This is a genomic window from Echinicola rosea (genome assembly GCF_005281475.1).
GTDB lineage: Bacteria > Bacteroidota > Bacteroidia > Cytophagales > Cyclobacteriaceae > Echinicola > Echinicola rosea.
In genome coordinates this window covers 237,038-259,740 of sequence record NZ_CP040106.1, presented here as the reverse complement: position 1 = coordinate 259,740, position 22,703 = coordinate 237,038, and the positions used below count along the sequence as shown (strand labels likewise).

Annotated in this window: 36 protein-coding genes; all 36 read left to right on the top strand. The window is 42.1% G+C overall.

The annotated features are described in order from the left end of the window. The first annotated feature begins 6 nt into the window (after window positions 1-6). The 36 genes from rpsG (at window position 7) to FDP09_RS01060 (ending at window position 22,703) form a co-directional block, all read left to right on the top strand. A complete protein-coding gene (gene rpsG / locus FDP09_RS01235; RefSeq protein ID WP_015264120.1) occupies window positions 7-474 on the top strand; it encodes a 30S ribosomal protein S7 in 468 nt (155 codons plus the stop codon). Between the two features lie 6 nt (window positions 475-480). Further along, a complete protein-coding gene (gene fusA, locus FDP09_RS01230; protein WP_137400924.1) occupies window positions 481-2,601 on the top strand; it encodes an elongation factor G in 2,121 nt (706 codons plus the stop codon). Between the two features lie 12 nt (window positions 2,602-2,613). After that, complete coding sequence (rpsJ, locus tag FDP09_RS01225) at window positions 2,614-2,919, top strand: 30S ribosomal protein S10 (protein WP_015264118.1); 306 nt, start codon at window positions 2,614-2,616, stop codon at window positions 2,917-2,919. Between the two features lie 251 nt (window positions 2,920-3,170). Next, entirely contained in the window at window positions 3,171-3,803 is a 633-nt protein-coding gene (rplC, locus tag FDP09_RS01220) for a 50S ribosomal protein L3 (RefSeq protein ID WP_137400923.1), read from the top strand. Window positions 3,804-3,807: 4 nt separating this feature from the next. Beyond that, window positions 3,808-4,437 carry a 50S ribosomal protein L4 gene (rplD, locus tag FDP09_RS01215; protein ID WP_137400922.1) on the top strand — a complete coding sequence of 210 codons (630 nt, stop codon included), beginning with the start codon at window positions 3,808-3,810 and terminating at the stop codon, window positions 4,435-4,437. A 4-nt stretch (window positions 4,438-4,441) separates the two neighbouring features. Further along, window positions 4,442-4,729, top strand: a complete 288-nt coding sequence (rplW, locus tag FDP09_RS01210; protein WP_015264115.1) for a 50S ribosomal protein L23 — start codon at window positions 4,442-4,444, stop codon at window positions 4,727-4,729. A gap of 13 nt (window positions 4,730-4,742) precedes the next feature. Then, the gene (gene rplB / locus FDP09_RS01205; protein WP_137400921.1) at window positions 4,743-5,567 is read left to right on the top strand and encodes a 50S ribosomal protein L2; all 825 of its coding nucleotides are present in this window, start codon (window positions 4,743-4,745) and stop codon (window positions 5,565-5,567) included. Between the two features lie 2 nt (window positions 5,568-5,569). Continuing rightward, window positions 5,570-5,848, top strand: coding sequence for a 30S ribosomal protein S19 (rpsS, locus tag FDP09_RS01200; protein ID WP_015264113.1), 279 nt, complete (start codon window positions 5,570-5,572; stop codon window positions 5,846-5,848). A gap of 2 nt (window positions 5,849-5,850) precedes the next feature. Further along, on the top strand, window positions 5,851-6,240 hold the full coding sequence (gene rplV, locus FDP09_RS01195) for a 50S ribosomal protein L22 (RefSeq protein ID WP_015264112.1): 390 nt from the start codon (window positions 5,851-5,853) through the stop codon (window positions 6,238-6,240). Between the two features lie 9 nt (window positions 6,241-6,249). Further along, on the top strand, window positions 6,250-6,978 hold the full coding sequence (rpsC, locus tag FDP09_RS01190) for a 30S ribosomal protein S3 (protein ID WP_112783425.1): 729 nt from the start codon (window positions 6,250-6,252) through the stop codon (window positions 6,976-6,978). 24 nt (window positions 6,979-7,002) lie between these two features. After that, window positions 7,003-7,422, top strand: a complete 420-nt coding sequence (gene rplP / locus FDP09_RS01185) for a 50S ribosomal protein L16 (RefSeq protein ID WP_015264110.1) — start codon at window positions 7,003-7,005, stop codon at window positions 7,420-7,422. An 8-nt stretch (window positions 7,423-7,430) separates the two neighbouring features. Next, window positions 7,431-7,625, top strand: coding sequence for a 50S ribosomal protein L29 (gene rpmC, locus FDP09_RS01180; protein ID WP_015264109.1), 195 nt, complete (start codon window positions 7,431-7,433; stop codon window positions 7,623-7,625). A gap of 7 nt (window positions 7,626-7,632) precedes the next feature. Further along, window positions 7,633-7,893 (top strand): 30S ribosomal protein S17, encoded by a 261-nt coding sequence (gene rpsQ, locus FDP09_RS01175; RefSeq protein ID WP_137400920.1) that lies wholly within the window; start codon window positions 7,633-7,635, stop codon window positions 7,891-7,893. Window positions 7,894-7,895: 2 nt separating this feature from the next. Further along, entirely contained in the window at window positions 7,896-8,264 is a 369-nt protein-coding gene (rplN, locus tag FDP09_RS01170; RefSeq protein ID WP_015264107.1) for a 50S ribosomal protein L14, read from the top strand. 2 nt (window positions 8,265-8,266) lie between these two features. Further along, on the top strand, window positions 8,267-8,611 hold the full coding sequence (gene rplX / locus FDP09_RS01165) for a 50S ribosomal protein L24 (protein WP_015264106.1): 345 nt from the start codon (window positions 8,267-8,269) through the stop codon (window positions 8,609-8,611). Next, window positions 8,604-9,164: a 50S ribosomal protein L5 gene (rplE, locus tag FDP09_RS01160; protein ID WP_137400919.1), complete on the top strand. Its 561-nt coding sequence runs from the start codon at window positions 8,604-8,606 to the stop codon at window positions 9,162-9,164. Before rplX ends, rplE begins: the two co-directional genes overlap by 8 nt. A gap of 2 nt (window positions 9,165-9,166) precedes the next feature. Next, window positions 9,167-9,436, top strand: a complete 270-nt coding sequence (gene rpsN / locus FDP09_RS01155; RefSeq protein ID WP_015264104.1) for a 30S ribosomal protein S14 — start codon at window positions 9,167-9,169, stop codon at window positions 9,434-9,436. Between the two features lie 82 nt (window positions 9,437-9,518). Next, on the top strand, window positions 9,519-9,914 hold the full coding sequence (gene rpsH, locus FDP09_RS01150; protein WP_137400918.1) for a 30S ribosomal protein S8: 396 nt from the start codon (window positions 9,519-9,521) through the stop codon (window positions 9,912-9,914). A 10-nt stretch (window positions 9,915-9,924) separates the two neighbouring features. After that, window positions 9,925-10,482 carry a 50S ribosomal protein L6 gene (gene rplF, locus FDP09_RS01145; RefSeq protein ID WP_137400917.1) on the top strand — a complete coding sequence of 186 codons (558 nt, stop codon included), beginning with the start codon at window positions 9,925-9,927 and terminating at the stop codon, window positions 10,480-10,482. A 7-nt stretch (window positions 10,483-10,489) separates the two neighbouring features. After that, a complete protein-coding gene (rplR, locus tag FDP09_RS01140; RefSeq protein WP_137400916.1) occupies window positions 10,490-10,840 on the top strand; it encodes a 50S ribosomal protein L18 in 351 nt (116 codons plus the stop codon). Window positions 10,841-10,846: 6 nt separating this feature from the next. Then, a complete protein-coding gene (rpsE, locus tag FDP09_RS01135; RefSeq protein ID WP_015264100.1) occupies window positions 10,847-11,365 on the top strand; it encodes a 30S ribosomal protein S5 in 519 nt (172 codons plus the stop codon). A 4-nt stretch (window positions 11,366-11,369) separates the two neighbouring features. Continuing rightward, window positions 11,370-11,549, top strand: a complete 180-nt coding sequence (gene rpmD, locus FDP09_RS01130; protein WP_015264099.1) for a 50S ribosomal protein L30 — start codon at window positions 11,370-11,372, stop codon at window positions 11,547-11,549. Between the two features lie 2 nt (window positions 11,550-11,551). Further along, window positions 11,552-11,998, top strand: coding sequence for a 50S ribosomal protein L15 (gene rplO, locus FDP09_RS01125; RefSeq protein WP_137400914.1), 447 nt, complete (start codon window positions 11,552-11,554; stop codon window positions 11,996-11,998). Window positions 11,999-12,001: 3 nt separating this feature from the next. Continuing rightward, on the top strand, window positions 12,002-13,318 hold the full coding sequence (gene secY, locus FDP09_RS01120) for a preprotein translocase subunit SecY (RefSeq protein WP_137400913.1): 1,317 nt from the start codon (window positions 12,002-12,004) through the stop codon (window positions 13,316-13,318). Window position 13,319: 1 nt separating this feature from the next. Next, entirely contained in the window at window positions 13,320-14,093 is a 774-nt protein-coding gene (map, locus tag FDP09_RS01115; RefSeq protein ID WP_137400912.1) for a type I methionyl aminopeptidase, read from the top strand. A 2-nt stretch (window positions 14,094-14,095) separates the two neighbouring features. Further along, window positions 14,096-14,314: a translation initiation factor IF-1 gene (gene infA, locus FDP09_RS01110; RefSeq protein WP_015264095.1), complete on the top strand. Its 219-nt coding sequence runs from the start codon at window positions 14,096-14,098 to the stop codon at window positions 14,312-14,314. 6 nt (window positions 14,315-14,320) lie between these two features. Next, entirely contained in the window at window positions 14,321-14,437 is a 117-nt protein-coding gene (gene ykgO / locus FDP09_RS01105) for a type B 50S ribosomal protein L36 (protein WP_009053196.1), read from the top strand. Between the two features lie 4 nt (window positions 14,438-14,441). After that, entirely contained in the window at window positions 14,442-14,819 is a 378-nt protein-coding gene (gene rpsM, locus FDP09_RS01100) for a 30S ribosomal protein S13 (protein ID WP_015264094.1), read from the top strand. A 15-nt stretch (window positions 14,820-14,834) separates the two neighbouring features. Then, window positions 14,835-15,233 (top strand): 30S ribosomal protein S11, encoded by a 399-nt coding sequence (gene rpsK, locus FDP09_RS01095; protein ID WP_015264093.1) that lies wholly within the window; start codon window positions 14,835-14,837, stop codon window positions 15,231-15,233. Between the two features lie 18 nt (window positions 15,234-15,251). Continuing rightward, window positions 15,252-15,854 carry a 30S ribosomal protein S4 gene (rpsD, locus tag FDP09_RS01090; protein WP_015264092.1) on the top strand — a complete coding sequence of 201 codons (603 nt, stop codon included), beginning with the start codon at window positions 15,252-15,254 and terminating at the stop codon, window positions 15,852-15,854. A 34-nt stretch (window positions 15,855-15,888) separates the two neighbouring features. Beyond that, a complete protein-coding gene (locus tag FDP09_RS01085; RefSeq protein ID WP_015264091.1) occupies window positions 15,889-16,878 on the top strand; it encodes a DNA-directed RNA polymerase subunit alpha in 990 nt (329 codons plus the stop codon). Between the two features lie 6 nt (window positions 16,879-16,884). Then, on the top strand, window positions 16,885-17,508 hold the full coding sequence (gene rplQ, locus FDP09_RS01080; RefSeq protein WP_137400911.1) for a 50S ribosomal protein L17: 624 nt from the start codon (window positions 16,885-16,887) through the stop codon (window positions 17,506-17,508). A 130-nt stretch (window positions 17,509-17,638) separates the two neighbouring features. Then, window positions 17,639-18,733 (top strand): glutamine-hydrolyzing carbamoyl-phosphate synthase small subunit, encoded by a 1,095-nt coding sequence (gene carA, locus FDP09_RS01075; protein WP_137400910.1) that lies wholly within the window; start codon window positions 17,639-17,641, stop codon window positions 18,731-18,733. Window positions 18,734-18,758: 25 nt separating this feature from the next. Beyond that, window positions 18,759-20,036, top strand: coding sequence for a phosphopyruvate hydratase (gene eno, locus FDP09_RS01070; RefSeq protein WP_137400909.1), 1,278 nt, complete (start codon window positions 18,759-18,761; stop codon window positions 20,034-20,036). Between the two features lie 1,826 nt (window positions 20,037-21,862). Beyond that, entirely contained in the window at window positions 21,863-22,150 is a 288-nt protein-coding gene (locus tag FDP09_RS01065; protein ID WP_137400908.1) for an FtsB family cell division protein, read from the top strand. Then, on the top strand, window positions 22,131-22,703 hold the full coding sequence (locus FDP09_RS01060; RefSeq protein ID WP_137400907.1) for a hypothetical protein: 573 nt from the start codon (window positions 22,131-22,133) through the stop codon (window positions 22,701-22,703). The genes FDP09_RS01065 and FDP09_RS01060 overlap by 20 nt, the downstream gene beginning before the upstream one ends.

Below are 22,703 nucleotides of genomic sequence, written 5' to 3'. Positions count from 1 at the left end.
TGAACAATGAGAAAAGCGAAACCGAAAAAGAGATATATTCTTCCTGATCCGAAGTTCAATGATACTTTGGTGACCAAGTTTGTGAACTGCCTTATGGTAGATGGGAAGAAGAGTATTGCTTACAGAATCTTCTACGATGCGGTAGATAAAGTAGAAGAGAAGTTGGGTGAGAATGGTCTTGAGGTTTGGAAAAAAGCGCTTAACAATATAACTCCAGCTGTAGAGGTGAAGAGTCGTAGGGTTGGGGGAGCTACATTCCAGGTACCAATGGAAGTAAGACCTGAAAGAAAGACATCACTTGGTATTAAGTGGATGATTACTTTTGCCAGAAGAAGAGGCGAAAAGACGATGATGGACCGACTTGCTGGCGAGATCATCGCTGCATCCAAAGGAGAAGGTGCGGCTGTGAAGAAAAAAGATGATACACACAGAATGGCAGAAGCCAATAAAGCATTCTCTCACTTTAGATTTTAAATTAGGATGGCAAGAGACTTAAAATTTACAAGAAACATCGGTATTGCTGCTCACATCGATGCTGGTAAAACGACAACCACCGAGCGGATTCTATTTTATTCAGGCGTTTCGCATAAAGTAGGTGAGGTGCACGATGGTGCCGCTACAATGGACTGGATGTCCCAAGAGCAGGAAAGAGGTATTACCATTACTTCCGCTGCTACGACCGTTTTCTGGCCTTACAGAGATAATAATTACCAAATCAATATCATCGATACTCCAGGTCACGTGGATTTTACAGTAGAGGTGAACCGTTCCCTGCGTGTATTGGATGGGCTTGTGTTCTTGTTTAGTGCAGTAGATGGTGTGGAGCCACAATCTGAGACTAACTGGAGACTAGCTGATAACTATAAAGTGCCCCGTCTCGGTTTTGTAAACAAAATGGACCGTGCGGGAGCAAACTTCCTTGACGTATGTAAACAAGTAAAGGAGATGCTGGGCAGCTATGCAGTTCCTTTGCAAATCCCAATCGGATCAGAAGACAGGTTCCGTGGAGTAGTTGATTTGATCAATAACCGCGGTATCATCTGGAACGAAGATGATATGGGAATGACTTTCGAAGAGGTGCCGATTCCTGAAGATCTTAAAGAGGAAGTTGCTGAATACCGTGAGCATTTGCTTGAGGCAGTAGCTGAATACGATGAGACCTTGATGGAGAAATTCTTCGAAGATTCCAGTTCTATTACAGAAGAAGAAATCCTAACAGCCCTTAGGGCAGCTACCATTGATATGAAGATTGTACCAATGGTTTGTGGTTCTTCTTTCAAAAATAAAGGTGTTCAGGCGATGCTTGATTTGGTGATGGAATTGCTTCCTTCTCCACTGGACAAGCATGATATGATCGCTAACGACCTGAATGATGAAGAGAAGCAGGTAGCGATTGCTCCTGACCGCAATGAGCCATTTGCAGGCTTGGCCTTTAAAATTGCTACGGATCCTTTCGTAGGCCGTCTGTGTTTCGTAAGGGCTTACTCAGGTGTGCTTGATTCAGGGTCTTATGTATTCAATAGCCGTTCAGGTAACAAGGAGCGTATCTCACGTGTATTCCAAATGCACGCCAATAAGCAAAACCAAATCGAACGTCTGGAAGCAGGTGATATCGGTGCGGTAGTTGGATTTAAGGATATCAAGACAGGTGATACCTTGTGTTCTGAAGATCGAAAAGTGGTATTGGAGTCCATGATCTTCCCTGAGCCGGTAATCGGTTATGCGATCGAGCCGAAGACGAAGGCTGATGTGGATAAATTGTCTATGGCCATCACTAAGTTGGTTGAAGAAGATCCTACCCTTCAGGTAAATACTGACCATGAAACTGGCCAGACCATCCTTAGAGGTATGGGCGAGCTTCACTTGGATATCATCATTGACCGTTTGAAGAGAGAATTTAAGGTAGAAATTACCCAAGGTGCTCCTCAAGTGGCTTATAAAGAAGCTTTGTTTGGTTCTGTAGAGCACAAGGAAGTTTATAAGAAACAAACTGGTGGTAAAGGTAAATTTGCCGATATCGTATTCGAACTAGGACCAAAAGAAGAAGATCCAGAAACTGGAGAAGTGAAGCCAGGATTGGAATTTGAAAATGGTATTGTAGGTGGTGTGATTCCAAAAGAATTTATCCCATCTATCCAGAAAGGATTCCAAGAAGCGATGAAGAACGGTCCATTGGCAGGCTATCCTATCGAAGCAATGAAAGTGAGACTGTTCCATGGTTCCTTCCACGATGTCGATTCCGATGCACTTTCCTTTGAATTGGCAGCGCGACTAGGTTTCAAAGAAGCAGCTAAGAAGTGTAAGCCTCAGTTGCTGGAGCCTGTTATGTCTGTGGATGTGGTTACTCCAGATGAGTATACTGGTCCAATCACTGGTGATTTGAACAGAAGAAGAGGTTTGATGAAAGGGATGGATACCAAAGGTACTTCATCTGTAGTTAAAGCTGCTGTGCCATTGTCTGAGTTGTTTGGTTATATTACTGACCTTAGAACGATTTCTTCTGGTAGAGCGACAGCTACCTTGACATTCTCTCACTATGAACCAGTTCCTAATAATATCGCAGAAGGTGTAATCGCTGAAGTAAAAGGAGCTAAGGCCTAAATTTAATTGAACATGAATCAGAAAATAAGAATAAAACTTAAGTCTTACGATCATACTTTGGTGGACAAGTCATCAGAGAAAATCGTAAAAGCTGTAAAAACTACCGGAGCAGTGGTGGTTGGACCGATTCCTTTGCCGACGAAGAAGGAGAAGTTTACGGTACTGAAGTCGCCACACGTAAACAAAAAAGCAAGAGATCAATATCAATTGTGTACCTATAAGAGGCTAGTGGATATTTATTCCAACAGCTCAAAAACGGTAGATGCTTTGATGAAGATTGAGCTTCCAAGTGGAGTAGATGTAGAGATCAAAGTTTGATCTTTATCCATATTATTTAATAAAAAGACCTGTCCGCGATCAGCGGATGGGTTTTTTATTTTATGGTAAAAACTCATATAATCTTTTGTAAAAGGCGCTGCAAGATGGCGTTTTGGGGAAGATAATTTTTGTAAATGTTTGAAAATATATGAGTTGTAATTTGTTAGCTGTATTTAAATTACTAACTTTGCAGTCCTTAAAAAGGCACAAGTGTGTAAGTACTTGTGCATAATTATATTATATAACAGAAGATGTCTGGAATAATAGGTAAAAAAGTAGGAATGACTAGCGTTTTCAGTGCCGATGGACGAAGTGTCGCATGCACGCTAATAGAAGCTGGTCCTTGCGTAGTGACGCAAGTAAAAAATGTAGAAACAGACGGGTACAGCGCTGTTCAGTTAGGGTACGGTGAGCGTAAGGAAAAAAACACTCCTAAGCCACTGTTGGGTCATTTCAAAAAGGCCGGTACCACACCTAAGCAGAAAGTTGTAGAATTCAGAGACTTCAGAGTTGAATTTGAAGGTCAAGTGGATCTTGGAAAATCCGTGAAGGCAGGTGAGGTTTTCGCAGAAGGAGACTTTGTCGATGCTATTGGTACTTCCAAGGGTAAAGGTTTCCAGGGTGTAGTAAAGCGTCATGGGTTTGCTGGTGTAGGTGGTTCTACCCACGGTCAGCACAACCGTCAGCGTCACCCAGGTGCTATTGGTGCGTGTTCTTGGCCATCAAGAGTATTCAAAGGTCTTAGAATGGCAGGTAGAACAGGTGGAAGCCGGGTTAAAGTATTGAACCTGAAAGTGTTGAAGGTTTATGCTGAGAAAAACTTGATATTGGTAAGTGGCTCTGTCCCTGGTCCAAAAAATTCTTACGTTATTTTAGAGAAGTAATCAAATGGAATTAGCAGTATTAAAACATAACGGTGAAGAGACAGGTAGAAAGGTAAGTCTTTCTGACGAAATTTTCGCGATCGAGCCTAATGATCATGCGATCTACCTGGATGTGAAGCAGTTTTTGGCCAACCAAAGACAGGGTACTCATAAGAGCAAAGAGAGGGCTGAGATAGCCGGCTCCACAAAGAAGATAAAGAAGCAAAAAGGTACCGGAGGTGCCAGAGCTGGTTCTATTAAATCGCCATTGTTCAGAGGTGGGGGTAGAGTGTTCGGTCCAAGACCAAGGAACTACTCTTTCAAATTGAACAAGAAAGTAAAACAATTGGCAAGAAAATCTGCCCTTACTTACAAAGTGAAGGACAACAGCCTTACTGTTTTGGAAGATGTTAGTTTTGACAGCATCAAGACCAAGAATTATGTAGCGCTTCTGTCCGGACTTTCCCTGGCAGATAAGAAAACGCTATTGGTTCTTCCTGAAGCGAACAATAACGTTTATTTGTCAAGTAGAAACCTCCCAAAAGCGCAAGTAAAGACGGTCGCTGACATCAATACCTACGATGTGCTTCATGCCGATACATTGGTGCTTTGTGAAGGTTCAGTAAGTAAGTTGGAAACCCTTTTATCGAAGTAAGACAATGGATATACTAAAGAAGCCTTTGATTACGGAAAAGATTTCGGCAATGAACGAAAGAGGCGTATATGGATTTGTAGTGGAGAAGACAGCTAAAAAGCCAGAAATCAAAGCAGCCGTAGAAAAAATGTTCGGTGTAAAAGTGGTGTCAGTAAGGACGATGCGTTATGCAGGTAAACTGAAGACGCGTTACACTAAGACAAAAGTAGTATCCGGTTATACCAATGCTTTCAAGAAAGCTATTGTACAAGTGGCCGATGGAGAAGTAATTGACTTTTACGGAGAAATTTAATTGAATCAGAATCATGGCAGTTAAAAAATTAAAGCCTGTAACTCCCGGTACCCGATATAGATTGGCACCGACTTTTGGTGAGATCACCAAGTCTAAGCCAGAGAAGTCATTGTTGGCTCCGTTGAAGAAATCAGGCGGTAGAAATAACTCAGGAAAGATGACCGCTCGCTACATCGGTGGTGGTCATAAGAAAAGACTTAGGTTAGTAGATTATAAGCGAAACAAGGATGGAGTGCCTGCTACTGTAAAAGGAATTGAATACGATCCTAACAGAACAGCACGATTGGCGTTGTTATATTACGCTGACGGGAGCAAGGCATACATCGTCGCACCGGAAGGATTGACTGCGGGAGATACCGTTGTTTCCGGAGAGAATGTTGCTCCTGAAGTAGGTAATAACCTTCCGATGCAAAACATTCCTTTAGGTACCATTATCCACAACGTGGAGCTTAAGCCTGGTAAGGGTGGTACAATGGCAAGAAGTGCCGGCAGTTATGCGCAATTGGTAGCAAAAGAGGGGAAATATGTAGCCCTTAAATTGCCATCTGGCGAACTGCGTCTGGTACTAGGTGTGTGTAAGGCCACCGTAGGAACAGTGTCTAATTCAGATCACATGAATGTGGTATTGGGCAAGGCTGGTAGAAATCGTTGGTTAGGCAAGCGTCCAAGAGTAAGAGGTGTAGCGATGAACCCTGTAGATCACCCAATGGGTGGTGGTGAAGGCCGTTCATCTGGAGGACACCCAAGGTCAAGGACTGGTTTGCTGGCTAAAGGTAAAAAGACCAGATCGCCTAAAAAGTATTCAAACAAGTTTATCATTAGTAAAAGATCTAAATAATTATGGCACGTTCATTAAAAAAAGGGCCTTATATAGCTCATCACTTGGCCAAAAAAGTAGATGCAATGAACGAATCCGGCAAGAAGTCTGTGATCAAGACTTGGTCAAGAAGATCTATGATCTCTCCGGATTTTGTGGGCCATACCTTTGCTGTGCATAACGGAAATAAATTTATTCCTGTATTCGTAACAGACAATATGGTAGGTCACAAGCTTGGTGAATTTGCTCCTACAAGAAACTTTAGAGGTCACATTGCCAAAAAAGATAAAGGAAGAAGATAATCATGGAAGCAATAGCAAGACTAAATAATGTACCTACATCGCCTCGAAAGATGCGTCTTGTAGCTGACCTGGTAAGGGGACAGAGAGTAGGTAACGCCTTGAGTATATTGAAATTTACACCGAATCACGGTGCTGCGAAGCTGGAGAAATTGTTGCTATCAGCCATTGCAAATTGGCAAGCAAAAAATCCGGACGAGAAACTTGAAGAAGCTGATCTATATGTTAAGACTATTCAAGTGGATGGTGGTCGAATGCTGAAAAGACTTAGACCTGCTCCCCAAGGTAGGGCCCACAGAATTCGTAAAAGATCAAATCATGTGACTTTGGTAGTAGATGCGTTCAACTCTGAAGTTACCGCTGATGAAGTAGAAACAAAAGAAAACGCTAATTAAGATTAGAATATGGGACAAAAAGTTAACCCTATTGGTCTTAGACTAGGTATCGTTAAGGGCTGGGATTCCAACTGGTATGGCGGCAGGGATTTTGCCGACAAACTATACGAAGATCAAAAGATCAGGAAATATGTATATGCCAGGATCCCTAAAGGGGGCATTGCAAAAGTAATTATCGAGCGGACGCTTAAGAGAATTACCCTTACTATTCACACTGCTCGTCCAGGAGTAGTCATTGGTAAAGGTGGTGCGGAAGTAGATAAATTGAAAGAAGAGCTTAAGAAGCTTACCAACAAGGATGTTCAGATCAACATTTTTGAAATCAAGCGTCCAGAACTGGATGCGAAATTGGTGGGGGAATCAATTGCTCAACAACTTCAGGCCAGGATTTCATTTAGAAGAGCAATGAAGCAATCCATTGCCGCTACCATGAGAGTCGGTGCTGAAGGTATCAAGATCAAGCTTTCAGGACGTCTTGGAGGAGCAGAAATGGCCCGTTCGGAGATGTACAAAGAAGGAAGAATTCCTTTGCACACCTTAAGAGCGGACATCGATTACGCACTCTCAGAAGCGCAGACCGTGTACGGTATCATCGGTATCAAAGTGTGGATTTTCAAAGGTGAGGTTTATGGCAAGCGAGATCTTTCTCCAAATGCCGGAATCGCCAATGAGAAGTCAGGCGGAGCGGGTCGTAGAAGAAGAGAAGGCGGTCCTAAGAGAAGAAAGAGAAATAACTAATTTTCACCCAATAAGTGAGAAATCATGTTACAGCCAAGAAGAACTAAATATAGAAAGATGCAAAAGGGACGCATCAAAGGTATCGCACAAAGAGGACATACTCTTGCGTTCGGTAACTTTGGTATCAAGTCCCTGGAAGCAGGATGGATTACCTCTCGCCAGATTGAGGCAGCTCGTATTGCGATGACAAGAGCAATGAAAAGGGAAGGGCAAGTATGGATCAGGATTTTTCCTGATAAGCCTATCACCAAGAAGCCTGCTGAGGTTCGTATGGGTAAGGGTAAAGGTGCCCCTGAGTACTGGGTAGCGGTAATCAAGCCGGGAACCATCCTTTTTGAAGCAACTGGAGTAAGCCAGGAGTTGGCCCAAGAGGCCCTTCGCCTAGCCCAGCAAAAGCTTCCAGTGAGTACAAAATTTGTAGTGCGTAGAGATTACGTAGGATAATAACAACTATGAAAAACTCTGAAATCCAAGCACTCTCCGAGAGTGAAATCATTGAGCGTATTGCCGCTGAGCAAGAGAAACTTACAAAGTTGAGGTTTGCTCATGCAATTTCTCCTATAGAGAATCCTAATAGAATTAGTGAGACAAGGAAGCTTATCGCAAGATTGAAGACTTTCTTGACCGCCAAACAACTAGCTAAATAACAATAAGATGGCTACTGAGAGAAATCTACGTAAAGAAAGAATAGGAAAAGTAGTCAGCAGCAAGATGGACAAGTCCATTACCGTTGCCGTAGAAAGAAGGATGAAACACCCGATGTACGGTAAGTTTGTTGCTAAGACTACAAAATTTATGGTTCATGACGAGAACAACGAGTGTGGCAAAGGAGACCTCGTTAAGATAAGTGAAACTCGTCCGCTGAGTAAGAACAAGCGTTGGAGATTAGTAGAAATTATAGAAAGAGCTAAATAATCATGATACAGTCAGAATCCAGATTAAGTGTTGCGGATAATTCAGGTGCTAAAGAAGTGCTAGTTATCCGAGTACTGGGAGGAACCGGTAAGCGATATGCTTCTATCGGAGATAAAGTAGTCGTGACAGTAAAATCTGCTCTTTCTTCCAGCAATATGAAAAAAGGCACCGTTTCAAAAGCGGTAATCGTAAGAACACGAAAAGAGGTTAGAAGAAAAGATGGATCTTATATCCGTTTTGAAGATAACGCAGCGGTTCTTTTGAACAATAACGATGAGCCAAGAGGTACCCGTATCTTTGGTCCAGTGGCAAGAGAGCTGAGAGAGAAGCAATTTATGAAGATCGTATCTTTGGCACCTGAAGTATTGTAATCATGGAAAGAAAAAAGAATAAGCAACCTAAATTGCACATCAAAAGAGGAGATACTGTTAAGGTATTGTCCGGAGATGACAAAGGTAAGTCTGGTAAAGTTCTTTCGGTAAACTTGGAGAAGAGAAGAGCTATTGTGGAAGGCCTTAACATGGTAACCAAGCATGTGAAGCCAACTGCTGCCAACCCTCAAGGAGGTATCGAAAAGAAAGAAGCTGCCATTCACGTAAGTAACCTGATGCTGATAGATCCTAAGACTGGTGAAGCCACCAGGACCGGAAGAAAGCCAGGAGAAAATGGAAAATTAGTTAGATATTCTAAGAAAACCGGGGAGGTGATCAATGGCTAATCCTAGAGTAAAAGATAAGTACATCAAGGAAATCGCTCCAGAACTAAAGGAGAAGTTTCAATATAAAACAGTAATGCAAGTACCGAAGTTGGTGAAAATCGTTATCAACAAGGGTATAGGTGCAGCTGTAGCGGACAAGAAATTGGTAGATCAAGGAGTAGAAGAGCTTTCACTGATCACAGGTCAGCGGGCAGTAGCTACCAAAGCAAAAAAATCTGTCTCTAACTTTAAGCTTAGAGATGGGATGCCAATTGGTGCAAAAGTAACCTTGAGAGGAAACAGAATGTATGAATTTCTGGATCGTCTTACCACAGTAGCGCTTCCACGTGTTAGGGACTTTAAAGGTATCAGCGACAAAGGTTTTGATGGAAGAGGTAACTATACTTTGGGTGTAGAAGAACAAATAATCTTCCCAGAGATCAGCATCGAGAAAGTTAACAGGATTTCCGGTATGGACGTTACGTTCGTGACCACTGCTGAAACCGATGAAGAGAGCTATGCTTTGTTGAAAGCTTTCGGGATGCCTTTTGTAAACAACAATAAAGAAGAATAATTATGGCAAGAGAGTCGATCAAAGCTCGTGAGAGAAAAAGAGAACGTCTGGTAGCTAAATATGCCAAAAAGAGAGCTGAACTAAAAGCAGCAGGTGACTATGAAGCCCTGGACAAACTGCCAAAGAATGCCTCTCCTGTAAGGCTGCACAACAGATGTAAACTTACTGGCCGTCCTAAAGGATATATGAGGAAGTTTGGTATCAACAGGGTAACCTTTAGAGAAATGGCCTCTGCGGGTAAAATTCCTGGTATCACTAAGGCAAGCTGGTAAAAATCATATAAAAGTTTTTATTCTAAGAATCAATGTGTAACTTTGCACGCTCTTTAGGGCGTGCAGTTAGACTTATATTAATATGACTGATCCAATAGCTGATTATTTGACCAGGTTGAGAAATGCCATCAAGGCGTCTCACCGTATCGTTGAAATCCCCGCTTCTAATATCAAGAAGGAGATGACAAAGGTACTTCATGACAAGGGCTACATCCAGAACTATAAGTTTGAGGAGGTAGGGCATCAGGGCACCATTAAAATAGCCTTGAAGTATAACCCTAGCACGAAGCAAAATGCCATTGTTAAACTTTCAAGAGTAAGTAAGCCAGGGCTAAGAAAATACGCTCCAAAGGATGAACTTCCTAGAGTGATCAACGGACTGGGAATTGCAATTATCTCCACCTCAAAAGGTGTGATGACCGATAAGGAAGCCCGCACAGAAGGAATAGGCGGGGAAGTACTTTGTTACGTATATTAATAATACCGTTATGTCAAGAATAGGTAAAAAACCAATAAATCTACCAGCGGGTGTTACTGTAGACGTAGCAGCAGACAATGTTGTTACTGTTAAAGGTCCCAAAGGTACGCTGACTCAGGATGTGAATCCCGACATTGCCGTTTCTGTGGAAGAAAACGAGGTGGTATTCACCCGTCCGACCGAATCGAAGAGGCACAAGTCACTTCATGGCCTGTATCGTGCTTTGATCAACAACATGGTTGTTGGTGTAAGTGAAGGATATAAGAAAGAATTGGAATTAGTAGGTGTGGGTTATAAAGCCACTACCCAGGGTCAAGTGCTAGAGCTTTCCCTAGGTTACTCCCACAATATTTTCTTTGCCCTTCCTGATGAAATCAAAGTTAGTGCTGAGACACCAAAAGGTAAAAACCCGTTGGTATCGCTAGAGAGTATTGATAAGGAATTGATCGGGCAAATAGCCGCTAAAATCAAGTCGCTACGTAAGGTAGAACCTTACAAAGGTAAAGGTATTCGCTTTGTAGGTGAACATATTAGACGTAAGGCTGGTAAAACTGCCGCTAAAAAATAATTGAAAGATGGCTTTTAATAAAAATTTACGTAGATCTAGGATCAAGAGAAGTGTTCGGAAGAAGATTTCCGGCACTGACGCGAGACCTCGTTTGTCCGTATTCAAAAGCAATACGGGTATATACGCACAACTGATAGATGACCTTAAAGGTCATACGCTTGCCCAGGCTTCTTCTAAAGAGCTCGGAAATAAAGCTAACATCAACGTATCTGCTTCAAAAGAAGTAGGTAAGAAGTTGGCTGAGCGTGCGGTAGCAGGCGGATTAACAGAAGTAGTTTTTGATAGAAATGGCTACTTGTATCATGGTAATGTAAAAGCTCTCGCTGAAGGTGCGAGAGAAGGTGGCCTTAAATTTTAATCAATTATGTCGCAATTAAGAAGAAAACCCATCAGGGCAACAGATACAGAGCTTAAAGAAAAAGTAGTGGCTATCAACCGTGTAGCTAAAGTAGTGAAAGGTGGTAGACGTTTCTCTTTCTCAGCTATCGTAGTAGTAGGAGATGGCAACGGCATTGTTGGTTTTGGCTTAGGTAAAGCTAATGAGGTAACTGATGCTATTACCAAAGGTATTGAAGATGCCAAGAAAAGTTTGGTACAAGTGCCAATCCTAAAAGGAACCATTCCTCACGAATCCATTGGTAAATATAGTGGCGGTTTGGTATTGATCAAGCCAGCTGCTCCGGGTACCGGTGTGATTGCGGGTGGTGCGATGCGTGCTGTATTGGAGAGTGCTGGTGTAACGGACGTTTTGGCCAAATCCAAAGGGTCTTCCAATCCACACAACGTGGTGAAGGCAACCATCGATGCATTGTCACAAATTAGAGATGCGATTGCTGTTTCACAACAACGCGGTGTTAAATTGTCTAAAGTATTTAACGGGTAAGAACATGGCGAAGGTAAAAGTAACTCAAGTAAGAAGCACCATCAGCAGACCTAAGGATCAGAAAGCTACTATCGTAGCCCTTGGCCTTGGTAAAATCAACAAATCTGTAGAAGTAGAGAATACACCGCAGATTGCTGGAATGATAAGAAAAGTTAGTCACCTTGTAAAAGTAGAGGAAGCCTAATCATGAAATTACATACATTACAACCTGCAAAAGGATCCGTAAAAAACCGGAAGAGAATCGGTAGAGGACAAGGGTCCGGAAGAGGCGGGACTTCGACAAGAGGTCACAAAGGTGCCCAGTCAAGGTCCGGCTATAGCCGTAAGCTTGGTTTTGAAGGAGGTCAAATGCCCCTTCAAAGACGAGTTCCTAAGTTTGGCTTTAAAAACCACAACAGAGTTGAGTACAAACCAATAAATTTAGACGTACTGCAGGCATTAGCTGAAAGGCTTGACACTGACTCCATTACGTTTGATGTGCTAGTAGAAAACGGATTGGTTTCTAAAAAAGATGTTGTAAAAGTCCTAGGAAGAGGCGAACTTACGTCAAAATTAAACGTAAGTGCTCATTATTTCTCAGCTTCTGCTTCAGAAACAATTGAAAAGCTGGGCGGAACTGTTAACAAGATTTAACAAATGAAAAAATTTATCTCAACAGTTAAGAATATCTTTTCTATTGAAGATCTAAGAATCCGTATCGTGAATACAATCGGTTTTCTGGTTGTATTCAGATTGGGTTCTTACATCGTACTGCCTGGAGTTGATCCTGATCAACTTGAGGGTTCATCAGAAGGGATCTTTGGCTTGATCGATACATTCCTAGGTGGCGCATTCAGCAATGCTTCCATTTTTGGCTTGGGTATCATGCCGTATATTTCTGCATCTATCGTGCTGCAATTGTTAACTGTTGGAGTTCCCTATTTCCAGAAGCTTCAAAAAGAAGGAGAGTCAGGTAGGAAAAGAATCAATCAGATCACTAGAGTGCTGACGATTTTGATCACCTTGGCACAGGGAATCGGATATATTAAAGCTACTATCCCTAACGATGCTATATTGGTTAGTCAGGTGTTGTTTATGTTCTCCTCTTTGATTCTTCTTACTTCCGGTACTATGTTTTGTATGTGGTTGGGAGAAAAAATCACTGAGAAAGGAATCGGAAACGGTATCTCTATGCTGATCATGATTGGTATCATTTCTAACTTGCCAGGAGCTATCCTCGGAGAGGTTGTTTCTAAAGGAACTTCTGGTGCGTTGTTATTGATTATTGAATTCTTTGTATTGTTCTTCGTCGTCGTGGGTGTAGTTGCCCTGACAGAAGCTACTAGAAGAATCCCTGTTCAATATGCCAAACAAGTAGTAGGAGGAAAAGTTTATGGGGGACAGCGCCAATACATTCCTATTAAGGTAAATGCATCCGGTGTAATGCCGATTATCTTTGCACAATCCTTGATGTTTGTACCGGCATTGATCGCTCAAATTTGGTCTTCTGAAAGTGATATAGCCAATTATATTGGAAGCACGTTCAGTAACCCTACCTCTTGGCAATACAACTTGGTATTTGCCTTGATGATTATCCTTTTCACTTTCTTCTATACAGCTATTACGGTAAATCCAGAGCAGATAGCTGAAGATATGAAAAGAAACGGAGGCTTTGTTCCGGGTGTGAAGCCGGGGGCTCCTACAGCCGACTTTATTGATAACATTATATCCAGGATTACACTCCCGGGTTCTGTGCTATTGGCACTGGTGGCTATAATGCCTGCTTTTGCCATGATCGCGGGAGTGGGTAACCAGTTTGCCCAGTTTTATGGAGGAACCTCCTTACTGATTATGGTGGGAGTGATCATGGATACATTGCGTCAAATAGAGAGCTACTTGCTGATGAGGCATTATGAAGGGATGATGAAAAGTGGAAACATGAAGAACAATCCTTCAAATTACGCAGTAGCATAATATGATACACTACAAGACTTCAGAAGAAGTCCAGTTAATTAAAGAAAGTGCTCAAATATTAGGCAAGGCTCACGGAGAAGTGGCCAAGCTTGTTAAGGCAGGGGTAACGACCTCACACCTTGATAAAATTGCTGAAGAATTTATAAGGGATCACGGAGGAGTACCTTCCTTTAAAGGTTACAATGGTTTTCCCGCCTCATTATGTATTTCTGTGAACGAAGTAGTAGTTCATGGATTTCCTAGTGATAGAGTTTTGAAAGATGGCGATATAATCTCAATAGATTGTGGAGTCTTTCACCAAGGTTTTCATAGCGATTGCGCTTATACTTACCCTGTCGGTGAAGTTTCCCCAAAAGTATTGTCATTGCTCAAAGACACTAAAGAGTCATTGTACCTAGGTATTGAAAAAGCCGTGTTAGGTAATCGAATTGGTGATGTCGGTAATGCCATCCAAAAGTTTGTCGAGGCCCGCGGATATACAGTGGTAAGAGAGCTCGTCGGACATGGTGTTGGCAAGAGCCTCCATGAGTCGCCAGAGGTTCCAAATTACGGTAAAAAAGGGAGTGGCCCTTTGTTAAAAGATGGTATGGTAATCGCCATTGAGCCCATGGTAAATCTAGGAACCAGGAATGTCGTCCAAGAAAGAGATGGATGGACGATTAGGACCGCGGACCGGAAGCCGTCGGCACATTACGAACATACCATAGCAATATTTGAGGATAGGACAGAAATACTCACTACGCATCAATACATAGAAGAAAACTTTAAATTCTAAATATGGCTAAACAAGCATCAATAGAGCAGGATGGCACGATCATAGAAGCGTTATCCAACGCGATGTTTAAAGTGGAACTGGAAAATGGACATCAACTGATTGCCCATATTTCCGGTAAAATGAGAATGAATTACATAAAGATCTTGCCTGGGGACAAGGTAAAACTAGAAATGTCTCCATATGATCTTTCGAAAGGCAGAATTGTATATCGATATAAATAAAATGTCATGAAAGTAAAGGCATCTATCAAAAAGAGAAGTGCTGACTGTAAAGTGATCAGAAGAAAAGGTAAACTTTACGTCATCAACAAGAAGAATCCTAAGTTTAAACAAAGACAAGGTTAAAATTATGGCTAGAATTGCAGGTGTTGACATTCCCGACAATAAGCGCGGGGAAATTGGCTTGACCTATATCTTCGGAATAGGCAGAAGCTCTGCGAAAGCGATCCTTACAAAAGCGGGAATATCGTTTGATAAAAAGGCCGGAGAGTGGACAGATGATGAATCTACCGCGATCAGGAATATCATTGCTGAAGAGTTCAAAACAGAAGGTGTTTTGAAATCCGAGGTTCAGTTGAACATTAAGAGATTGATGGATATCGGTTGTTATAGAGGTCTTCGTCATAGAAAAGGGCTTCCAGTAAGAGGTCAGAAGACAAAGAACAACGCTAGAACTAGAAAAGGTAAGAGAAAGACTGTTGCTAACAAGAAGAAGGCAACTAAATAAATCTTGATATAGATTATGGCTCAAAGAAGAAACGATAAAGCGAAAGGAAAAAAGAGAGTTGTTAAGGTGGAAGCTGTAGGCCAGGCCCACATCAAAGCTTCTTTTAACAACATCATTATTTCCATTACCAATAATTCAGGTCAAGTGATTTCCTGGGCTTCAGCCGGTAAGATGGGCTTCAGAGGTTCTAAGAAAAACACTCCATATGCCGCTCAAATGGCCGCACAAAATTGTGGACAGGTAGCATATGACCTGGGTCTTCGTAAGATCGAAGTGTTTGTAAAAGGTCCAGGTTCTGGTAGAGAGTCTGCAATCAGAACATTGCAGAATGTAGGTCTTGATGTTACTACGATTATCGATGTGACTCCGCTTCCTCATAATGGATGTCGTCCTCCAAAACGTAGAAGAGTTTAATTTAACGAAGAAATAAGAATGGCTAGATATAGAGGTCCAAAAGCGAAAATTTCTAGAAAATTCGGAGAGCCTATCGAAGGACAGAGCAAGGCACTTCAGAAGAAAAACTATCCTCCTGGTCAACACGGAAGAGGAAGAAGAAAGAAGCAGTCTGAATATGCAATTCAGCTAGCTGAAAAGCAAAAAGCAAAATACATCTACGGTGTATTGGAGCGTCAGTTTGCCAAAATGTTTGGAATTGCTTCCAGAAAACAAGGAATTACCGGTGAAAACCTTCTTCAGTTGTTGGAAGCTCGTCTGGACAACACGGTGTTCAGATTGGGTATAGCACCGACCAGACGAGGAGCGAGACAATTGGTTTCTCATAAGCATATATTGGTAAATGGGGAATTGGTTAACATTCCTTCATATACATTAAAACCAGGTGATATTGTGTCAGTTAGAGAGCGATCTAAGTCGCTTGAGGCGATTACCTCCAGTCTTGCAGGTAGAGCAAACCGTTATTCCTGGTTAGAGTGGGATAATAATTCACTATCTGGTAAGTTTGTAAGTGTTCCCGTAAGAGAGGACATTCCTGAGAATATCAAGGAGCAACTTATCGTCGAATTATACTCTAAGTAATAACTAAACTTTCTGACTTAAAAGAACTATTGATATGTCCATACTTGCATTTCAAATGCCCGAAAAAGTGGTGATGGAAAAAGCCGATGATTTCCACGGTTTGTTCACTTTTAAGCCACTTGAAAAAGGTTACGGGGTTACAATTGGTAATGCGCTGAGAAGAATCTTGCTCTCTTCCCTTGAGGGCTACGCCATCACCTCGGTGAAATTACCTGGTGTAGTTCATGAATTTTCTACTATCGAGGGGGTTGTGGAAGACGTAACTGATATTATCCTTAACCTGAAGCAGGTGAGGTTTAAAAAGATCCATGATTCCATCGATGGTAAGATCACTGTGGAAGTGAAAAACCAAGATGTTTTTACTGCTGGAGATATCGCTAAGTTCACCTCTTCTTTTGAGGTTTTGAACCCAGACTTGGTAATCTGTCATCTGGATGATTCGAAAAGCTTCGAAATCGAGCTTACTGTGGAGAAAGGTAGGGGATACCTTCCAGCAGAAGAATCAAAACCAAAAGAGCAGGTGTTTGGAGTGATTCCGATCGACGCGATCTTCACTCCCATCAAAAATGTAAAATATAGCGTAGAGAATACAAGGGTAGAACAAAAGACTGACTTTGAGAAACTCGTTCTTGAAGTAAGTACAGACGGTTCTATTCACCCTGAAAAGGCGCTTCAGGAATCTGCAAAGATCCTGATCCAACACTTTATGCTATTCTCTGACCAGACCATGGTTATTGATACTCCAGGTGGTGATTCCCCTGAGCCGATAGACGAGGAATTCTTGCATATGCGCAAATTGCTCAAGACGCCACTTAGCGATCTAGATCTATCAGTTAGGGCGTTCAACTGCCTGAAAGCTGCCGATGTGAAGACATTGGGAGACTTAGCGAAACTGGAAATTTCTGATATGATGAAATTCAGGAACTTCGGTAAAAAATCCTTAGCGGAACTGGAGCAACTTATCCAAGAAAAGGGATTGCAGTTCGGCATGGACATATCTAAGTATAAACTTGACGAAGAATAATAAACGATGAGACACGGTAAGAAATTCAACCACCTTGGTAGAAAAGCTTCCCATAGAAAAGCTATGCTTTCCAATATGGCAGCTTCTCTAATTCTTCACAAGCGTATTTCTACGACGCTTGCCAAGGCCAAGGAATTAAGGAAATATGTAGAGCCTCTAGTGACTAGAGCCAAGGAAGATACTACACATAACAGACGTATTGCCTTTTCATACCTTCAGGACAAAGAGGCTATTAAAGCACTTTTTGGTGAGGTGATTGAGAAAGTGGCCAATAGACCTGGTGGGTACACCCGAATTATCAAAACTGGATTCCGTCTGGGTGATAATGCGGAAATGTGTATCATTGAGCTTGTGGACTTCAACGAGTTGATGTTGAAAGAAGCCAAGCCAGAGAAGAAGAAAACCAGAAGAAGCCGTCGCGGATCTGGTAAGTCTGCTGAAAGCACAGAGACTACGACAGAAAGTAAGTCAGAAGGTGCTGATGAGGCTACTGCTGAGGTCAAGGAAGAAAAAGCTCCCAAGACCAAAAAGAAAGCTGCTGAGCCTAAGGCCAAAGCTGAAGATAAACCAGCAGATGACAAAGCTGCTGATGGTGATACAGATTCTGATAAAGAAGCAAAATCTGAATAAGATATGTATTCATTATATTAAATATGAAGGGGGTTGGACATTTGTTCAATCCCTTTTTTATTATCCTTTTCGTAAAAATATCTGTCTCTTAGTGATAAAATCCTTAAATTTGGGCATTCAATTTCAATAAATGGACAAACAAAAAGCAACACTCCTTCTTGAAGATGGTACTGTATTTTACGGTACATTGATTGGTAAGCACGGTACAAATGGTGGCGAGATCTGCTTTAACACAGGTATGACCGGCTATCAGGAAATCTACACTGACCCGTCTTATACAGGTCAAATTGTGGTGACCACTACTTCCCATATTGGCAACTATGGTGTGATTGATTCTGAAGCAGAATCCGATGGCCCAACGATTGCCAGCATTGTGGTGAACAGTTTTTCTGAAATCTACAGTAGATTAGACGCTACCCAATCCCTTCAAGAATTTCTCGAATCCAATGGTATTACCGGTATTGCGGATGTGGATACCAGAAAATTGGTGAGGCACATTCGGTCAAAGGGTGCCATGAACGCTATTATCAGCTCGGAATTTGACAACCTTGAGGACTTGAAGAATGAGCTGGATAAAGTGCCTGATATGGCTGGTCTGGAACTATCCTCAAAAGTATGCACCAAGGAGCCCTATTATGTAGGAGATGAAAATTCCTCCATCAAGGTGGCATGTGTCGATTATGGCATCAAAAAAAACATTCTTAGAAATCTAGCTTCCCGTGGAGTTTACTGTAAGGTATTCCCTGCAAAAACAACTGTGTCAGACATGGAAGCTTGGGCACCAAATGCCTATTTCCTATCAAATGGTCCTGGAGACCCTGCGGTGATGGATTATGCGGTGGATACCGTAAAGGAAATCCTTGCCTTGGATAAACCAGTTTTTGGGATCTGTCTAGGACACCAACTGATAGCAGAAGCCATGGGGATTAAAACCTATAAGATGCACCATGGGCACAGAGGAATCAACCACCCTATCAAAAACCTGCTTACAGGGAAAAGTGAAATTACTTCCCAAAATCATGGTTTCAATATTGTGAGGGAAGATAGTGAAAACCATCCTGATATAGAGATTACGCACGTTCACCTGAACGATGATACGGTTGCAGGTATCAAATTGAAAGATAGGCCAGCGTTTTCAGTGCAATATCATCCTGAATCAGCCCCAGGCCCCCATGACTCTAGGTATCTGTTTGATGATTTTATTTCTTTAATCAACAATAATTAATACAACCTATAAACCTTTTAGCATTATGACTTTGATTACAGCAATTCATGCTAGACAAATTTTAGATTCCAGGGGCAACCCTACCGTGGAAGTGGATGTCGCTACTGAAAGCGGTGCTTTTGGTAGAGCCGCTGTGCCTAGTGGAGCTTCCACTGGTGTCAATGAAGCCGTAGAGCTTCGTGATGGCGATAAGAGCAAATACCTGGGCAAGGGTGTACTCGAAGCTGTTAAGAATGTAAATGAAATCATACAACCTGAATTGATCGGGCAATCTGTTTTCGATCAGCGAGGAATCGATGAGTTAATGATCCAATTGGACGGTACAGATACGAAGTCCAAATTGGGAGCCAATGCAATCCTTGGTGTCTCTTTGGCAGTTGCCAAAGCTGCTGCAGATGATCTTGGGCTTCCATTGTTCAGATATGTGGGTGGCGTAAATGCCAAGACCCTTCCAGTACCGATGATGAACATCATCAACGGTGGATCTCATTCAGATGCACCTATCGCATTTCAAGAATTTATGATCCGCCCAGTGGGCGCACCTAACTTCTCCGAAGCGATGAGAACGGGAGCGGAGATCTTTCATAATCTTAAAAAGATTCTTCACGACAAAGGCCTTAGTACTGCTGTAGGTGATGAAGGTGGTTTTGCACCAAACTTTTCCGGTGGTACTGAAGAGGCGCTTAACTGCATTTTGGATGCCATTACCAAGGCTGGATATAAGCCAGGTGATGATGTGACCATTGCGCTTGACTGTGCTGCTTCTGAGTTCTTTGAAGATGGAAAGTACAACTATAAGAAATTTGAAGGTGATACTGGTGTCGAAAGAAATAGAGAAGAGCAAGTAGCGTACTTGGCTGAGCTTACCGAAAAGTACCCAATCGACTCGATCGAAGATGGATGCGGAGAGGAAGACTGGGAAGGCTGGGCGATGCTTACCGCCAAAATCGGTGACAAAGTACAGCTGGTAGGAGATGACCTATTCGTGACCAATGTAAAATTCCTGCAAAGAGGAATCGAAGAAAAGTCTGCCAACTCCATATTGATCAAAGTAAACCAAATTGGTACGTTGACCGAGACATTGGAAGCAATTGATCTGGCACATAAGGCTGGGTTTACTGCTGTGATGTCCCATAGATCAGGTGAGACCGAAGACAGCACCATTGCTGATCTTGCCGTAGCTTGTAACACTGGTCAGATCAAAACCGGTTCTGCTTCCCGTTCTGACAGAATGGCCAAGTACAACCAGCTTTTGAGAATTGAAGAGCTATTGGGCGATACTGCTTATTTCCCTAAGAAATAAACGTCCAAGCTTTACTAATAACTGTAGAAGCACTCCGAGAAGTCGGAGTGCTTTTTTCATTTTGAGGAGGTATAAAGGGTATTGTAGCTTGGATGTTTTTTATCTTTATTTGAACCCGCATTAATCACTAGCCTATCTATTGCTACCTGACACTACTTCAAAATCAGTCGCTTTGCTGCTGTTTTCGATCTCACTATAGCGATGCTATGATTCAATCTCCAAACAGCTTGATTTCCTTGTAGTTTCAGTTCTTCCCCATAGCTATCGGGACAGGCCATAACGATTCCAAATGCATAAAGCGAGCAATGTCGTATAGTTAAAGAGATTTTCCAATACGGATCGTCCATTGAGAAAATCATGGTTTTAGTCCATGGTCTTTTTAAACCTGTATAAAATGGATCCGACTTGCAGGTATTGGGCGTAAAGAAATTAAAAAGCGGGTAGGCAAGAAGGCAGGCTTGTTTGACGAAATACTAGCCAAAAAGAATATTGGCAGCTAGAAAAGGAGGAGTTTGCCTGCATGAGCGAAGGTTTTAATTTTAGGCCGATAGATGCACAGCTGCGGGGTTTTTTGGTCACTTTGTGTGTCCTGAAGTTCGGGAAACCGGACATGCTATCCAACTGATGTCGAATAGGGCGTTACAACCCTTGGCACGACGGCTGGGACTGGATCAGGCAGACCAGTCAAATTCCCCTGATGGTGCTGCGCTTTCAAGGCTGTGGTACTGAGCGATCAGAAGGAATGTGTTTCGAAAAGCTGAACGAAAGTGAACCGTTCGATGAAGTGTCGTGAAAAATACTTCCTGTCAAAACCGGGGGCTAGAGTGACTTCCGGGACAAAATAGGCAGCGCAGACTGAGAGTTGGCCTATTGGCAGGCGGCATTAAGGCGGCAGGAGTTCGAAGCAGGCGGTTAGATGGAACAGGAGAACCATCCCCTTTAATAGGGATGGGGCGGATCAGTCCGTAGTAGTGTTGAAAGCTCTGGAAACGGAGAAAGAGCGAAGGGACTGAGGCAATCAGTTTTAAATGGTTACACAACCTAAAATTAGGGAAGATGGAGTTGTTTGAAACAAAATCTGGAACATCAGATTTGATTGTCAAGAGCCGTATGACGGGAGACTGTCACGTACGGTTCTGAGAGAGGCTTGGGCATAGGGCCCAGGCCTACTCGACTTTGACTTGAAGCAAAAAAGTAGCAAAGGTAAAGAGATGAAAACCATCTTGGAATTTAACAAGAAAAGTAATTAAACCAATATTTCCAGATACACACTAACTAAACGACTTTGATAAAGCGGGTTGAAAGAATCTTCAATGGAAGGCGTTTGAAGAAGGGCAGGTCCCACTGCCCACTAGCGACCAAAGTAGTGTGTGCTTTGAAATTTTTTAAACTATAGACCTGCGCTCGACTTAATTTTAGTATAAAAAGCGTCATAGCGAACCCTATTTAGGAAGATGTGGGTTGGAAAAGGGTGTGGCAATCCCGAAATACTGAGACTGCCACGGCTTCCACCCGCTCAGGCCTACCGCTAAGCCTCACAGTGACGGTTTTATAATCGAACTGAGGTTATAGGTGTGGATTTCAATTTTTAATGGTTTTTGGGGATTGATAGCTAGGGGATGATCCTGGGCTGAGACCAAAGCATACTAGACAAAGGTCGCACCGGCTCTTATACTTATCCGTATTATAACGGGATCTTCGTATCTTTCAACTTATAATTTTCAAACCTGTTAAACTTCCAGTACGCAATCTTTTATTGTATATAGCTGATTTAAGAATAATCCCCACTATTTCCTATATTTGTCATAAGCAAAACCATGTGTCTTATGGCCAAATACCTCAAATACACCAAAAACTTCTATTTTATCTTCACGGTACTTTTTGTGATCTGGATGGTGTTTATCGATAATAACGACATCATCAGTCAGATCAAACTACAGGCTAAGCTCAACAGTTTGGAAGATCAAAAGGAGTTCTATATGGAGCGTAAAGAAAAAATCAAGGCAGAAAGGGAAGAATTGCTCAGTAATTATGAACTTTTAGAGAAGTTTGCTCGTGAAAGATATTTGATGAAGAAAAAAACTGAAGACCTATATGTTATTGTTGAAGAATAAAGGTGTCCTACTGGCATGTTTGGTAGGCATATTTTTACTGTTTTCCCAAACCAAGACATTTGCTCAAATCGAGTATTATCAAGAAGAAGATGAAAAAGTCCCCCTTAGCGAACGGTTATATTTTGGCGGGAACTTGGGGCTTCAGTTTGGGTATGTAACCTATGTGGAAGTTTCTCCATTGGTAGGTGTTATGGTGACCGACCGCTACTCTGCCGGTCTTGGGATTACTTACCAGTACTTGAAATACAAAGATTTTGGGGAATCATCGAATGTTTATGGTGGGAGGATCTTTAACCGTTACAATATCCTGCCCAATCTTTTTGCGCATGCGGAATATGAAAACCTGAGCGTAGAAGCTTATCGACAGGATGATTTTGGCAGAATAGTGTCTGATCGGGAGTGGGTGCCTGGCCTTTTCTTGGGTGGCGGTTATTTTGTGCCTTTTGGCCGTAGGGGAGGAATGAATTTCACCCTCTTGTACAATGTTCTTTATGACAACCAAAACCTGATTTATACTGAACCATATGTGATCAGACTGGGTTTTGTCTTATAA

Excerpts from the sequence above, each read along its gene's own strand:
- rpsG (WP_015264120.1), top strand. The coding sequence starts at position 7 with ATGAGAAAAGCGAAACCGAAAAAGAGATATATTCTTCCTGATCCGAAG.
- fusA (WP_137400924.1), top strand. The coding sequence starts at position 481 with ATGGCAAGAGACTTAAAATTTACAAGAAACATCGGTATTGCTGCTCAC.
- rpsJ (WP_015264118.1), top strand. The coding sequence starts at position 2,614 with ATGAATCAGAAAATAAGAATAAAACTTAAGTCTTACGATCATACTTTG.
- rplC (WP_137400923.1), top strand. The coding sequence starts at position 3,171 with ATGTCTGGAATAATAGGTAAAAAAGTAGGAATGACTAGCGTTTTCAGT.
- rplD (WP_137400922.1), top strand. The coding sequence starts at position 3,808 with ATGGAATTAGCAGTATTAAAACATAACGGTGAAGAGACAGGTAGAAAG.
- rplW (WP_015264115.1), top strand. The coding sequence starts at position 4,442 with ATGGATATACTAAAGAAGCCTTTGATTACGGAAAAGATTTCGGCAATG.
- rplB (WP_137400921.1), top strand. The coding sequence starts at position 4,743 with ATGGCAGTTAAAAAATTAAAGCCTGTAACTCCCGGTACCCGATATAGA.
- rpsS (WP_015264113.1), top strand. The coding sequence starts at position 5,570 with ATGGCACGTTCATTAAAAAAAGGGCCTTATATAGCTCATCACTTGGCC.
- rplV (WP_015264112.1), top strand. The coding sequence starts at position 5,851 with ATGGAAGCAATAGCAAGACTAAATAATGTACCTACATCGCCTCGAAAG.
- rpsC (WP_112783425.1), top strand. The coding sequence starts at position 6,250 with ATGGGACAAAAAGTTAACCCTATTGGTCTTAGACTAGGTATCGTTAAG.
- rplP (WP_015264110.1), top strand. The coding sequence starts at position 7,003 with ATGTTACAGCCAAGAAGAACTAAATATAGAAAGATGCAAAAGGGACGC.
- rpmC (WP_015264109.1), top strand. The coding sequence starts at position 7,431 with ATGAAAAACTCTGAAATCCAAGCACTCTCCGAGAGTGAAATCATTGAG.
- rpsQ (WP_137400920.1), top strand. The coding sequence starts at position 7,633 with ATGGCTACTGAGAGAAATCTACGTAAAGAAAGAATAGGAAAAGTAGTC.
- rplN (WP_015264107.1), top strand. The coding sequence starts at position 7,896 with ATGATACAGTCAGAATCCAGATTAAGTGTTGCGGATAATTCAGGTGCT.
- rplX (WP_015264106.1), top strand. The coding sequence starts at position 8,267 with ATGGAAAGAAAAAAGAATAAGCAACCTAAATTGCACATCAAAAGAGGA.
- rplE (WP_137400919.1), top strand. The coding sequence starts at position 8,604 with ATGGCTAATCCTAGAGTAAAAGATAAGTACATCAAGGAAATCGCTCCA.
- rpsN (WP_015264104.1), top strand. The coding sequence starts at position 9,167 with ATGGCAAGAGAGTCGATCAAAGCTCGTGAGAGAAAAAGAGAACGTCTG.
- rpsH (WP_137400918.1), top strand. The coding sequence starts at position 9,519 with ATGACTGATCCAATAGCTGATTATTTGACCAGGTTGAGAAATGCCATC.
- rplF (WP_137400917.1), top strand. The coding sequence starts at position 9,925 with ATGTCAAGAATAGGTAAAAAACCAATAAATCTACCAGCGGGTGTTACT.
- rplR (WP_137400916.1), top strand. The coding sequence starts at position 10,490 with ATGGCTTTTAATAAAAATTTACGTAGATCTAGGATCAAGAGAAGTGTT.
- rpsE (WP_015264100.1), top strand. The coding sequence starts at position 10,847 with ATGTCGCAATTAAGAAGAAAACCCATCAGGGCAACAGATACAGAGCTT.
- rpmD (WP_015264099.1), top strand. The coding sequence starts at position 11,370 with ATGGCGAAGGTAAAAGTAACTCAAGTAAGAAGCACCATCAGCAGACCT.
- rplO (WP_137400914.1), top strand. The coding sequence starts at position 11,552 with ATGAAATTACATACATTACAACCTGCAAAAGGATCCGTAAAAAACCGG.
- secY (WP_137400913.1), top strand. The coding sequence starts at position 12,002 with ATGAAAAAATTTATCTCAACAGTTAAGAATATCTTTTCTATTGAAGAT.
- map (WP_137400912.1), top strand. The coding sequence starts at position 13,320 with ATGATACACTACAAGACTTCAGAAGAAGTCCAGTTAATTAAAGAAAGT.
- infA (WP_015264095.1), top strand. The coding sequence starts at position 14,096 with ATGGCTAAACAAGCATCAATAGAGCAGGATGGCACGATCATAGAAGCG.
- ykgO (WP_009053196.1), top strand. The coding sequence starts at position 14,321 with ATGAAAGTAAAGGCATCTATCAAAAAGAGAAGTGCTGACTGTAAAGTG.
- rpsM (WP_015264094.1), top strand. The coding sequence starts at position 14,442 with ATGGCTAGAATTGCAGGTGTTGACATTCCCGACAATAAGCGCGGGGAA.
- rpsK (WP_015264093.1), top strand. The coding sequence starts at position 14,835 with ATGGCTCAAAGAAGAAACGATAAAGCGAAAGGAAAAAAGAGAGTTGTT.
- rpsD (WP_015264092.1), top strand. The coding sequence starts at position 15,252 with ATGGCTAGATATAGAGGTCCAAAAGCGAAAATTTCTAGAAAATTCGGA.
- FDP09_RS01085 (WP_015264091.1), top strand. The coding sequence starts at position 15,889 with ATGTCCATACTTGCATTTCAAATGCCCGAAAAAGTGGTGATGGAAAAA.
- rplQ (WP_137400911.1), top strand. The coding sequence starts at position 16,885 with ATGAGACACGGTAAGAAATTCAACCACCTTGGTAGAAAAGCTTCCCAT.
- carA (WP_137400910.1), top strand. The coding sequence starts at position 17,639 with ATGGACAAACAAAAAGCAACACTCCTTCTTGAAGATGGTACTGTATTT.
- eno (WP_137400909.1), top strand. The coding sequence starts at position 18,759 with ATGACTTTGATTACAGCAATTCATGCTAGACAAATTTTAGATTCCAGG.
- FDP09_RS01065 (WP_137400908.1), top strand. The coding sequence starts at position 21,863 with ATGGCCAAATACCTCAAATACACCAAAAACTTCTATTTTATCTTCACG.
- FDP09_RS01060 (WP_137400907.1), top strand. The coding sequence starts at position 22,131 with ATGTTATTGTTGAAGAATAAAGGTGTCCTACTGGCATGTTTGGTAGGC.